Here is a 12,775-nt window from a genome sequence, read left to right as displayed (position 1 = left end):
TACTATATTTTCCCCAATTTCTTTTGTTGTGAATGGGAAGTAGTAAAAATGTAATAGCCCTGGTGGAATGAAAGTTACGTTCCAGCAGGGCTATTATATGGTAAGAAATATATGATGAAAGGTTTCGAAGCCAACATGTTAAAAAAAGAAAACTGTTGTTTGATTGCGCTCGCATCAGTTCCACTTGTTATGACATTAGGGAATTCAATGCTCATTCCAATTCTGCCGACTATTGAAAAGAAATTACATATTTCATCGTTTCAAGTATCCATGATTATTACCATTTATTCTATCGTAGCCATTCTACTTATACCGATTGCTGGTTATTTATCAGATAGATGGGGACGAAAGATGGTAATGGTTCCGAGTTTGCTGATTGCGGCTATAGGAGGAGCGATAACTGGTTGGGTATCTTGGAAAGTTGATAATCCCTACACTTGGATATTGATCGGTAGAGCGATTCAAGGTATTGGTGCTGCTGGTGCAATGCCAGTTGTTATACCGTGTGTTGGTGATTTATACAAAGATGAAAAACAAGTTAGTACAGGTTTAGGAATCATCGAAACATCCAATACATTTGGGAAAGTGTTGAGCCCTATTTTAGGGTCTGCTCTGGCTGCCATTGTATGGTTCTTGCCGTTTTGGGCGATTCCAGTTTTATGCGTAGTATCAATTGTTTTATTACTTGTTCTAGTAAAGGCAAAGAAACAAGAAGGAGAAGTACCACCGCTTAAAGAGTTTATAAAATCAATTCTTGCTACGTTTCGAGAAAAAGGAAGATGGTTAATTGCCATTTTTGCATTAGGTGCAATTATTATGCTTGTTTTATTCGGAATTCTCTTTTATTTGTCAACTATACTGGAATCAAAGTATGACATTCATGGTATTTGGAAAGGGTGTGTACTTGCAATCCCGTTACTTGTACTGTCACTTAGTTCATATATGGCTGGCAAAAAAATTGGAGATAACCAAAATGTGATGAAGAAGTGTATTTACATTGGTTTTTTAATGGCTGCTGCATCAGTCATCATTCCTTTATTTATAAAAGGAATTTATTTACTAATCCTTTGTCTCGTTATTATGGGGGTAGGAATTGGTATGGCACTCCCATGTTTAGATGCTCTCATTACACAAGGAATTGAAAAGGAGCAAAGGGGGACGGTTACGTCATTTTATAGTTCTATGCGATTTATCGGTGTAGCAGCTGGACCACCTCTATACTCTTTTTTCATGAAAGGTGCTGACCATGAAGTGTTTTATGTAACAAGTATTCTCGCTGGGATTGGTGCTGCTATAGCAATCATTTGGATTAAACCAGCAAAAGATGCAAAGAACGTAAAAAAGAAACCAGAACCTACTTCATAATTTGTAAGAGAATTGCATGATGTTTTCAGTAACATGCAATTCTCTTTCGTTCATTAGGAATAAATAACTTGTTTTAACATATAAAGTGCGACACTCCATATGATGAGACCAGAAAATTTATTTAATAATACGATTGTCTTTCCGGTTGAGTCTAGCCTTTTTAGAAATTTTCCCGCTAAAGCTAAGCTTATAAACCAAATCCAAGAAACGATAATAGTTGCAAGTGTGAAAGCCCATTTTTCACTTCCTATGTATTGAATCGAATTTGTTCCAATTACACCGATCGTATCTAAAATTGCATGTGGATTTAATAATGAAACCGATGCAGCGAAAAGTATTTGTTTTTTTACTGGCATACTTTTTTCTTGTTTTACATCGTTGGAAGGGTTACTTCTCCAAATAACAAAGCCCATGTATAGGAGAAAGAAAAATCCAATTATATATAACGAGTTAGTTAGCCAGGAAAAAGTAAGGAGTACAAGGGAGACACCTTGTACCGCTATCAATATGAGTAACGTATCACATATAGAGGCAGTTAATACGACAGGGGCTGCCCTCCAAATATTTGGTTGGCTCGCACCTTGGTTAAAGACGAAAACATTTTGAACACCTAATGGAATGATAAGACCAAATGCAAGAATGATCCCATGAATAATTGCTTCACTCATCATATTTCCTCCTATTTAAATTTATTATGATAGTGTATATTGTATAGAAGAAATGAAAATTTGTATCCATATTCATAAGCAACGTTAGAAGAAATTGAAATAGGTATAAAAAAACTTGCACAACTAATGAAAAAGTAAGAGGAGAAAGTAATGAAACAATATGTAATTTGCCAAATTATCAATGGAGAAAAATATTTAGCTGCTTATGCGGAGACGAAGCAGGAAGCAATTGAAAAAGCAGAATTGTTAGGATTACGAACGGGAAATCGATACACCGTTATTACTGCAGAGGAAGCAGAAGGGTTAACTTATCCTTAAACAACGTATAATAATGATGCAGAAAGTAAATAAGCCTAGTAATATATTATATTACTAGGCTTATTTTTTGAAAGCGTTACGTGTTCTCGTATAAAAGATAATAATATTATGAGTCAAGTTGACGGAAATAACGATTTGATTTTCGATCCTGATTTCCGTTTCTATAGTTATCAATATATTGTCTGAAATTCCACGATTGTAAAAACTTATTTGCGGCGTTATAACCAGAATTATATAGCCACTCTTTTTCTTCCATTGTTAACTCAAAGTTTGTACTAGTAATGGATCCTGTTGGGATTGTAATTGTTCTTGCTTTTGATTCCTTGTCTAAATGACGTAAATCATGGGCTTGCATCATTGTTTTAAAAAGTCCTTTGAACATGGAGATAGGCTCGTTGTAGTGGGCTGGGTCAGCTTGAATCTCATCTTTTACGAAATGAAACCCAAAAGTCGGCCAGCGGGGAGAGGTAGGGGAGTCGAAAATCCAAATTGGATAATTGCTTAAAATTCCTCCATCAACCATATAACAAGGCTGCTTCCATTTTGGGGTTCTCCATTTTACCGGTTCAAAAAAGAAGGGGATTGTACTACTCATTCGTACAGCTTTAGCAATAGAGAAGCGATAATTTAAAAATCCGTAGTTCGGTAAGTCATCAGGAAAGATAACCATTTTACCATTACTTATATCAGAGGCGATGATTTTAAGCTTATTTAAATCAGGTAAATCTGTAAATAAATGAACTCCTTTTTTTCGAAGTAATTCTTCAATCCATTCTTCTATAAAAATATTAGAGTAAATACCAAGAGTAGTCCATGCGCTTAATCCTTTCCCAATAAACGGGATTCTGTCAATAAAGGTTTTCTTCGTAAATTTATTATAATCAATATTTGTTATAATCGTTTTTAGCTCTGAGCAAGAGTATCCTGCTGCTAGGAGCGCAGCGATAATCGAACCAGCTGATGTTCCAGCTACACGTTCCCATTCATAGCCTTTTTCAGCTAACGCGCAAATTGCCCCTACATGCGCAATTCCGCGTACACCGCCTCCTTCAAAAACACCATCAATCTTCATCCATCATACTTCCTTTCGCATGAAATATTTGAAAATGGCAAAAAAGCACGTATTGTACGTGCTTTTTTACAATAGTTTTTAAATTTACTAGCAGCCTACAAAGCCGCCCCAACAGCTAGCTCCGATGATGATTAGAAGGATAAATAAAACGATTAATAAAGCGAAGCCTCCATAACCACATCCACCACAACTACCGCCGTAACCGCCGTAACCGCCGTAACCGTAACCGCCGCAACTATATCCGTAACCCATGTGGAATTCCTCCTTAAATTAAAAATAAAAATGAATGAGGGGAAAATGTACTGGAAGAAATAATGAACTATCGTGTTTGTAGGAACAATGTATACTATGCTTTTTTTAACTTGTTCGCGTATGGAGGATGAGCCCGTTTTTTTGAAGGCTTGTTGTTTTTGCAAAGAATGGAGTATAATTTTTGTGCGATGATACAAATAAGTATGTAAATATAAGGAGAATGTATGAATAAACAAATTGAAGTTTTAATTGATAAATATGGGCTGACGCATTTAAAAGAGGAACTTATTAACACTGTATTTCCTTGTGTGAAAGTTGTGTCAAAGCAGGAGGAAACTGTTGCGATAGGTAGTTCGAAAATGGGAGGAATTCCTGATTTGCCATGTGCATTTGAATACCCAATGCATAAAGGAAATCCGTTACAGTTTATTGCACAATTTAATTTAAAGGATTTACAAAGTATTGGTATGGATCACGATCTTCCTAAGACGGGGATGTTATATTTCTTTACTATTGAAAATTATTTTGAAGAAGACGTGAATCCAACTGAAGCGGGGCGTGTACTTTATTATGATGTTCCTGTAGAGCAATTACGAAGAGGAGATGAATTGCAAACGAATTATAACCAGTGTGCAATTACTTTTGAATTAACGTATAAATTGCCAGAGCTTTTCATTGAAGATGAGGTTGATTCGGACCGTTTCTTGCAATTACTTGAAGAGCTAATCCCAGACAACTATGATAACCATCAAATATTTGGTGAGCCATTTTCTGTACAAGATGAGGTATTATACGAAACTGGACAATATATGGACATAGACCCGCAGCAAATGACGCTTTTATTCCAAATTGATTCAGATACTAAAAATTGTAATATGATGTGGGGAGATTTAGGGATGCTTTATTTCTGTATAGGAAATGAAGACTTGAAAAATCGACGTTTTGAAAATACATGTTGTGTATTACAAACTTGTTAATGAAAAGGGTTGTTCTTGTAAAAAGAACAACCCTTTTACAATGTTAAATATGCATAATCTCATATGACCTATACGAAAAAGTATTGTATACTCTGAAACTATACGATACTTTTTCGTATAGTTATAGAATGTAAGGAGTGACGAGATGGGAAAGACAAGTAAGTATGTGACAGCTGCCGCACTTTGTTCAACTATAGTAATGGGGGGCTTACACGCGTCATCTGTATCTTATGCAGCTACAAATCAAACTGTAGCGACATCGCAATCAGATACAAAGTTGTTAAATGATTTCAAAAAAGAATTAAAAAAACAGATTGATAATCGAGAAGAAAATATTACAATCACATATAAAACAAAAGATAGAAATGCTAGAAATATTATGGATGAATTGTATGGCGAGTTTAATAAGATTGTAGATGCAGATGAGTATGTAAAATATAATGTAGCGTCTACTAGATATTCCATTAAAGGGTTACCAGGAAACTATACGTTTACACTGCAAGTGAAGTACCGTGAATCAAAAGAGCAAACACAATATGTAAAATCTCAGGCAAAAGCGATTATTGGCTCGATTGTAAAACCAGGGATGGATGATCATGAGAAAGTAAAAGCTATTCATGATTACGTTGTACAACATGTATCGTATGACACGTCGTATCAAGCATATACAGCATATGAAGCGTTAGCGAATCGCTCTGCTGTTTGCCAAGGATATACGTTATTAACATATGAATTGCTAAAAGAAGCGGGTATCCAAAACCATATTGTAACAGGTACAGGGAATGGACAAGCTCACGCATGGAATTTAGTGAACATTGAAAACAAATGGTACCACCTTGATACTACATTCGATGACCCAGTGCCAGATAAAGCTGGACGTGTAACATATTCATATTTTAATATGTCTGACGAGCAGTTAAGTAAAGATCACGAATGGGATCGTAGCAAATATCCAGCAGCAACTACAAGTTACTTTAATGAATTAACAAACAAAATAAAAGCGGGTAGTTCAAAGACTGCGGCGTATGAACAAATGTTAAAAGAAACAAATTTAAAATATATGTCTACACAATACGGAGCAGAGAATTATAGTGATTTTAAGAAGAAATTACAGCAACAATTTGCTTCTAAGCCAGAAAAGGTAGAAGTACGATATAAGCAGTCTATGGATGGGACGATGCAAGATATAAAGAAAGTATTAAATGAAATAAATTGGCCAAAAGGTGCAAAGCGTGTGTCTTATCAAGTAGCACCTTATAGTGCGATGGCAGATTATTCATTAGCGACAATTACATTTACGTATTAATCGGTGAAAGAGAGCATCTGTAAAGGATGCTCTTTTCCTTATGTATTACTACAAAAATCAGAATTATATGATAAAATGAAAGGAGGAAGGATGTGGAATCTAAATGAATTTGTTCGAGAGTGATATTTTTACATTGATATATACTTGTTTAGTAATCGGACTTATCGTTTTGTTTTTCCTATCATTTACTTTGTTCATTAAAAGAGTATTGTGCAAAAAAACAACAAGTGATGCATATGAATCAGAAGCTAGATCGAATTATTGAATTGCTTGAAAAAGATAAGGAATAGCGATAAAAGAAGTATGAAAAGGGGAAAGAGAATGGCCAATTATATAAAAGAATTACGCGAAAAAGTAGGGCATGATTATGTTTTCTTAAACTTTGCCGGTGGTTTTGTATTTAATAAAGAAGGAGAAGTATTACTGCAAAAAAGAGGTGACTTTAACGCTTGGGGCTTTCCAGGGGGGGCAATGGAGATAGGAGAATCGGCTGCGGAAACTGCAATTCGAGAAATAAAAGAAGAAACCGGGTATGATGTAGAAATAAATGAACTTATTGGAGTGTATACAAAATATTTTCAATCATATCCAAATGGAGACAAGGCGCAGTCAATTGTGATGTGTTTTTCATGCTCAATAGTTGGAGGCGACAAAAAAGTAGATGGTGATGAAACGTTGGATTTGAAGTTTTTCCCGTTAGACGACATGCCACCGTTATTTTGTAAACAGCATGAAGATTGCCTGCAAGATTTATTGGAGAAAAGGGTAGGGGTATATCGTTAACATATAAAAAAGAAGCTAAATGAGATTAGCTTCTTTTTTATGTTTTATTTATTTCCACCAATCATCAAACATTGATGCTGGTACTTGTCTTTTATGCTCACTCACTGTGTAACGTTTTTCAATCTTTTCTGCAACGTCAGCTGGAACTGTTTTACCTTCTAAATAGTCATCAAGTTGATCATACGTAATACCTAACTCTGTTTCATCAGCTTGACCTGGCTTTTCATCTAATAAATCAGCTGTTGGCATTTTTAAGTAAAGTCGCTCGTCCGCACCTAATTCTTGTAATAGAGCGCGTCCTTGGCGTTTCGTTAATCCCGTTAATGGTAATAGGTCTGCACCACCATCTCCGAATTTTGTAAAGAATCCTGTTACAGCTTCTGCAGCGTGATCTGTTCCGATAACAAGGAGGCCTTTTTGTCCACCGATTGCATATTGTGTAACCATGCGGATACGTGCTTTTACGTTACCTTTATTGAAATCTGTTAACGATTCATCTAATAAGTTTTCGTATTGATTTGAGAAAGCATCAACAGTTGAAGCGATATCAAATGCAACAGATTGATCAGCTTGAATAAATTGTAATGCTAATTGCGCATCATCTTCATCTTTTTGCACTTTATAAGGAAGGCGCACGGCGATAAACGTTGCATTACCACCTTCATTACGAATTTCCTCCACTGCAAGCTGAGCTAAACGTCCAGCTAATGTAGAGTCTTGTCCGCCACTAATTCCAAGTACAAATCCTTTCGCACCTGTTTTTTTTACATAATCTTTTAAGAAATCAACACGTTTACGGATTTCTGCTTTCGGATCAATTACAGGTTGAACGTGTAATGCTTTCATAATCTGTTCTTGCAATGTCATTATGTTTTCCTCCTATTCATATTAAAGCGGTAAATAAGTTTATATGTATATTGGTACATACTTCTATCCTTTATTATTTCGCAAAATTAACGAATATACAATAGGATGTGTGTATGAATATGAATGTAGTCATTATAATGAAACTGCATCGTTTAAGCAATTTTTTTGAAACCTTTCAATAATGTAAGGTTTTTGTCATTTGAATCGATGGAAGGGATTTCCGTACTTTACTAATATAAGAACATAGTTAGTAGAAGGGCGGAGAAGTAATATGAATATTAGAGAACTCGCATATCGGAATGTGACGCGAAATAGACGAACATATTCAGCATATTTTTTAAGTAGTGCATTTGCTATTATGGCCTTTTTTGTTTATTCGTTTTTTGCGTTTCATCCGGCATTAAGTGCTGGAGAATTGGGACGATATGTGTTCGTAAGTATGTCTTTTGCACAGTCCATTATTTACTTATTTACATTTTTCTTTATTTTATATTCGATGGGAATGTTTTTAAAAACGAGAAAGCGTGAACTAGGAATTTTAATGATGTTAGGTATGACGAAATATCAATTAAAGCGTCTTATCTTTTTTGAAAATATTATGATTGGAATAGGGGCAATTATTTTTGGGATACTTGCTGGAATGCTATTTTCCGGAATATTAATATTTATAGCTCCAATGATATTAAAGTTAGATATTTCCTTACCTTATTACATTCCAATGAAAGCCATTGTTGTAACGAGTATTATGTTTTTCGTATTATTTATGATCATTTCATTGTTTAGTGCAGGAATGATTCGAAAAAATAAAATTATGAAATTGTTTAGAGGATCGGCAGAAGCGAAGCCGGAACCGAAAGCATCCATTATTTCTTCTATATTAGCAGTTATATTGCTTAGTGCCGGATATGCAGGAGCGCTTATGTCACACGGTGCAATGGTATTTATCATGATGATTCCTGTTACAACGGTAGTCATTATTGGTACGTATTTGCTGTACAAGCAGTTGAGTGTTTTTATTATTAGACTATGTAAAAAAAGTAAACGTTTTTATTGGACACAGACAAATATTATTACGTTGTCAGATTTAGCTTACCGTATGAGAGATAACGCAAGAATGTTCTTTATTGTAACGATAATTTCAACTGTAGCATTTTCAGCAATAGGTACATTAGTTGGCTTTACATCAATGACAAAGGCGATTATGGAGAGACCAATTGCGTTTCACTATCATTCTAAGCAAGGAAATAGTAATGAATCACAGCATTTGAAGATGATTGACGAAGGGTTAAAGAAACATAGTATAGCAGCTTCAAAAACTAATATTTCAACGAAGAAAACGGAGGAGCAGTCGTTAAGAAGCGCCACGTTTATAAAGGAATCAGACTATAAGGAATATGCGAAGTTAACAGGAGAACCCTTTCATGAGGGATCCAAAAAAGAAGTTTTATTTTTGGCAGTTGATATACCAGGACCACCGATGAAAGAAAGAAAAGAAATTACGTTGCCACATTTGAATGAACCTTTAAAAGTGAAAAAAATTAATACGTCTTCATTAAGTAAAATAATAAGAGGTAACGTTTATGTAATCTCTAACAAGCAGTATGATGCATTACAAGATGGATTTAAAGAGGAAAAAAATTATGTATACAAAACAGAGGGAACGAAAGATGAAATTGAGGTTGGGAAAGAACTAACGCATCAGATGAAACCTTATGAAGAACATGCAACGTTTAGTGCAGAAGAGTACGCACAAAACCAAAGTTTACAAATTGCAGGACCAATTCTATTTGTAGGTTTCTTTATCGGTATTGTATTTTTCGTATGTGCAGGAAGCTTCCTTTATTTCCGTTTGTTTTCTGATTTGGAGGATGATACTCGTTTGTTTGAAATGATTCGAAAAGTAGGTTTAACGAGTAGAGAATTATCGAAAGTAGTTACAATTCGATTGGCGCTTTTATTCTTTGTTCCAATAGGTGTTGCAACATTACACGGGGCAGTAGCGTTAACTGCACTCGGGCAGATGTTTGAGTACCCACTATTTAAAGAAAATACGATTGTATTAAGTATTTTCGTAGGAATTCAAGTTGTATATTTCTTACTGATTCGATCTCGTTATTTAAAACAATTGAAAGAGAGATTATATATTCGTTAAATGTGTTTTTTTAACTTGAGTACAAAATTTTCTAAAAAGAGGCAGGTATTACCAAAAAGTGATAAAATGGAAAAAGCGAGGTGAAAAAATTAATAAAAAGTAAGGGAGGAAGTAATATGAAAGCAACAGGAGTTATTCGAAAAGTAGACGAATTAGGACGAATTGTAATTCCTAAAGAATTACGTGATGTATTGGGAATACAAATTAAATCACCGCTTGAAATTTTCGTAGAAGAAGACAAAGTCATTTTACAAAAATATCAACCTTACAATGCTTGTCAAATAACAGGTGATGTTTCAAATCAAAACATATCATTAGCAAATGGAAACATTACTGTTAGTATAGATGGAGCGAAATATTTAATAAAAGAAATAGAGAAGTTTTTAAACAAGAGTGAGGCTTAGTCTTAATTTATATTATTTTAAAAATTTCATATCATTCTTGAAAGACAATAAAAGGACCAATTTAGTGGTCCTTTTATTTTTGTTATTGGTTGTACCAATCGGATTTTTGATGTCTACAAATTACGAGATAAATAAAAGAGTAGTATAAATTTCGTAAGCCTTATTGAGAAATATTTTTAAGGAAGGAAAACGAAACACATAAAACGAATGTTACATGTAAGCATTTTCAAAAGTGGTCTGAAATGAAAATAATATATTTTCAGGAGGGATTACGATGAACAGTAGTACAGCGAATAAACAAAAAGGTATACAATTGATTCCTTTTACAGTAGATAAGGTAGTTGAACAAGTAAATGAAATTCCACCAGGTGTACAACTCATTCATGCTCCACAAGTATGGGAGAAGAGTGCAAAAGGTAAAGATATTGTTGTTGCCGTATTAGATACAGGGTGTGATATGAATCATATAGATTTAAAGGATCGTATTATCGGCGGAAGAAATTTCACGAAAGATTACGAAGGAGATCCAAATATTTATCTTGATAATAACGGACATGGTACTCATGTAACTGGGACAATTGCAGCGACTGAAAATGGAGTTGGTGTTTTAGGAGTGGCACCACTTGCTAAAATGTTAGTGTTAAAGGTTTTAGCAGGAGATGGTTCTGGAAGTTATGAGCAAATTATTGAGGCGATACATTATGCTGTAAATTGGAGAGGGCCTAATAAAGAAAGAGTTAGAGTCATTTCCATGTCACTTGGTGGCCCGCAAGATGTTCCAGAATTACATGAAGCAATTCAAAATGCGGTAAAGCAAGATGTTCTCGTCGTATGTGCTGCTGGGAATAATGGAGATTGTAATGATAATACGGAGGAACTAGATTTCCCAGGTGCATACTCAGAAGTAATTGAAGTGGGTGCCGTCAATTTAGAGCGGAAAATCGCATGTTTTAGTAATTCAAATCAAGAAATTGATTTAGTTGCGCCAGGCGATGAAATATTATCTACGTATCCTGAAGGGAAATATGCGGTATTAAGTGGTACTTCTATGGCCACACCGCATGTCGCTGGAGCACTGGCATTGCTCATAAAGCAGTGTGAAAGGGAATATGGTAGAAAGTTATCAGAACCAGAAATATATGCACAACTTATTAAAAGAACTGTACCTTTAGGATATGAACGTACATCTGAAGGGAATGGTTTATTAGATTTATTAAAAGAATAGAAAATACTAAAAAACATTTCATATTCATATGAGATGTTTTTTAGTATGGTTCTGTCGCATATATAGTGGAATCTAGTCTTGAATTCTTTTTCAAGAAATGTTTGTCGTAGCTACATCTATTTTTTCCAAGTAGAAGTTATGCATACAATAAAATGGAAAGATTGAGTTACTTACGGGACAATTCTATCGGGATTTTTTTAGACATTCGTTAATTATTTCGTATTCTTTGCTCGGTAGTGATATCAAAAAAGTGTGCTTTCGCTAAACTAAAAGCTAATGGAAGTGTATCATTAGTTTTAATCTCGGAACGAGCGTTAATTCGCGCAATAAAGTTTTGGTTTGAAAGTTTTCCATGAATCATCGTTTCAGCACCTAATAATTCAGCAACTTCTACTGTAATTTCGACTGTGGATTCAGGAGAAGATTGAAGAACGATAGGTTCATCATGAATGTCTTCAGGACGAATACCGAGTATGATTTTTTTTCCATTATACCCTTTTTGCTTTAATGTCTTTAGTTGACCATCTGGTACTTTGAAGCGTATATTTTCCATGTGAAAATAGCTATCTTGTAATGTCCCAGTAAAGAAATTCATAGCTGGAGAACCAATGAATCCGCCAACAAATATGTTCTCAGGAGTATCATATACTTCTTTTGGAGTTCCAACTTGCTGGATGAGCCCATCCTTCATAACAACAAGGCGTGATGCCATTGTCATTGCCTCTGTTTGATCATGTGTCACATATATAGTGGTCGTATTTAAACGGCGGTGAAGTTTAGAAATTTCTGAACGCATACTTACGCGTAATTTTGCGTCTAAATTCGATAGAGGCTCGTCCATTAAAAATACTTTTGCATCCCGGACTATAGCTCTTCCTAGTGCAACCCGTTGGCGTTGTCCACCTGATAATGCCTTTGGTTTTCGTTGTAAGTAATCTTCTAGCCCTAAGATTTTTGCTGCCTCCGTTACCCGGCGATTAATTTCATCTTTTGGAAGTTTGCGTAACTTTAAGCCAAACGCCATATTATCATACACAGTCATGTGCGGATAGAGTGCGTAATTTTGAAATACCATCGCAATGTTGCGATCTTTTGGAGCGACATCATTCATACGATCCCCATCAATATAAAACGAACCATCAGAAATGTCTTCTAGCCCTGCAATCATACGTAGAGTTGTTGATTTTCCGCACCCAGAAGGACCGACAAATACAATAAACTCTTTATCTTTAATATGTAAATTAAAGTCAGAAACGGCAGTGATTTTATTATCATAAACTTTAAAAATATGATCTAATACAAGTTCGGCCATAAATATCCACTCCTTTTTTGGTAATTGATAGAATTATAAGATTATTAAAGGCGTAAGTAAATTGGCATTGTGCA

14 protein-coding genes are annotated in these 12,775 nt (G+C 34.9%); 9 read left to right on the top strand and 5 right to left on the bottom strand.

Annotated elements, in window-relative coordinates; genetic code table 11:
- Positions 1-135: 135 nt before the first annotated feature.
- Positions 136-1,365 carry an MFS transporter gene (locus tag ACTFNE_RS13360; RefSeq protein WP_270705288.1) on the top strand — a complete coding sequence of 410 codons (1,230 nt, stop codon included), beginning with the start codon at positions 136-138 and terminating at the stop codon, positions 1,363-1,365.
- A 53-nt stretch (positions 1,366-1,418) separates the two neighbouring features.
- Here the strand turns inward: ACTFNE_RS13360 and ACTFNE_RS13355 are convergent, their stop codons facing one another.
- Entirely contained in the window at positions 1,419-2,033 is a 615-nt protein-coding gene (locus tag ACTFNE_RS13355; RefSeq protein WP_001287304.1) for a LysE/ArgO family amino acid transporter, read from the bottom strand.
- Positions 2,034-2,183: 150 nt separating this feature from the next.
- On the opposite strand from ACTFNE_RS13355, the gene ACTFNE_RS13350 reads away from it, so the two are divergent.
- Complete coding sequence (locus ACTFNE_RS13350; protein WP_000816383.1) at positions 2,184-2,351, top strand: DUF3933 family protein; 168 nt, start codon at positions 2,184-2,186, stop codon at positions 2,349-2,351.
- A 106-nt stretch (positions 2,352-2,457) separates the two neighbouring features.
- Here the strand turns inward: ACTFNE_RS13350 and ACTFNE_RS13345 are convergent, their stop codons facing one another.
- Together ACTFNE_RS13345 and ACTFNE_RS13340 are read right to left on the bottom strand one after the other, a co-directional pair.
- Entirely contained in the window at positions 2,458-3,423 is a 966-nt protein-coding gene (locus ACTFNE_RS13345; RefSeq protein WP_000686819.1) for a patatin-like phospholipase family protein, read from the bottom strand.
- Between the two features lie 87 nt (positions 3,424-3,510).
- Complete coding sequence (locus ACTFNE_RS13340; protein WP_073540752.1) at positions 3,511-3,675, bottom strand: YjcZ family sporulation protein; 165 nt, start codon at positions 3,673-3,675, stop codon at positions 3,511-3,513.
- Positions 3,676-3,899: 224 nt separating this feature from the next.
- Between ACTFNE_RS13340 and ACTFNE_RS13335 the strand changes: the two genes are divergently transcribed.
- From ACTFNE_RS13335 to ACTFNE_RS13320, 4 genes are all read left to right on the top strand, one after another.
- Entirely contained in the window at positions 3,900-4,652 is a 753-nt protein-coding gene (locus ACTFNE_RS13335) for a YwqG family protein (protein WP_270705286.1), read from the top strand.
- 145 nt (positions 4,653-4,797) lie between these two features.
- Positions 4,798-5,958, top strand: a complete 1,161-nt coding sequence (locus ACTFNE_RS13330) for a transglutaminase domain-containing protein (protein WP_270705285.1) — start codon at positions 4,798-4,800, stop codon at positions 5,956-5,958.
- A gap of 103 nt (positions 5,959-6,061) precedes the next feature.
- On the top strand, positions 6,062-6,223 hold the full coding sequence (locus ACTFNE_RS13325; protein WP_368087281.1) for a DUF4083 family protein: 162 nt from the start codon (positions 6,062-6,064) through the stop codon (positions 6,221-6,223).
- Between the two features lie 56 nt (positions 6,224-6,279).
- The gene (locus ACTFNE_RS13320) at positions 6,280-6,741 is read left to right on the top strand and encodes an NUDIX hydrolase (RefSeq protein ID WP_000035005.1); all 462 of its coding nucleotides are present in this window, start codon (positions 6,280-6,282) and stop codon (positions 6,739-6,741) included.
- Positions 6,742-6,789: 48 nt separating this feature from the next.
- Here the strand turns inward: ACTFNE_RS13320 and nadE are convergent, their stop codons facing one another.
- A complete protein-coding gene (gene nadE / locus ACTFNE_RS13315) occupies positions 6,790-7,608 on the bottom strand; it encodes an ammonia-dependent NAD(+) synthetase (RefSeq protein ID WP_000174879.1) in 819 nt (272 codons plus the stop codon).
- Between the two features lie 271 nt (positions 7,609-7,879).
- Between nadE and ACTFNE_RS13310 the strand changes: the two genes are divergently transcribed.
- From ACTFNE_RS13310 to ACTFNE_RS13300, 3 genes are all read left to right on the top strand, one after another.
- Complete coding sequence (locus tag ACTFNE_RS13310; protein ID WP_270705284.1) at positions 7,880-9,760, top strand: ABC transporter permease; 1,881 nt, start codon at positions 7,880-7,882, stop codon at positions 9,758-9,760.
- 116 nt (positions 9,761-9,876) lie between these two features.
- Positions 9,877-10,164, top strand: coding sequence for an AbrB/MazE/SpoVT family DNA-binding domain-containing protein (locus tag ACTFNE_RS13305; protein WP_000648330.1), 288 nt, complete (start codon positions 9,877-9,879; stop codon positions 10,162-10,164).
- Between the two features lie 274 nt (positions 10,165-10,438).
- Positions 10,439-11,389, top strand: coding sequence for a serine protease (locus ACTFNE_RS13300; RefSeq protein WP_270705283.1), 951 nt, complete (start codon positions 10,439-10,441; stop codon positions 11,387-11,389).
- 208 nt (positions 11,390-11,597) lie between these two features.
- Here the strand turns inward: ACTFNE_RS13300 and ACTFNE_RS13295 are convergent, their stop codons facing one another.
- Positions 11,598-12,701 (bottom strand): ABC transporter ATP-binding protein, encoded by a 1,104-nt coding sequence (locus ACTFNE_RS13295; RefSeq protein ID WP_000829433.1) that lies wholly within the window; start codon positions 12,699-12,701, stop codon positions 11,598-11,600.
- Positions 12,702-12,775: the final 74 nt, after the last annotated feature.

It is taken from the genome of Bacillus cereus group sp. MYBKT111-2 (assembly GCF_051915205.1).
GTDB classification, from domain to species: Bacteria; Bacillota; Bacilli; order Bacillales; family Bacillaceae_G; genus Bacillus_A; species Bacillus_A paranthracis.
Note: the sequence above shows the minus strand (reverse complement) of the source record. Positions and strands in the feature narration are given on the sequence as shown.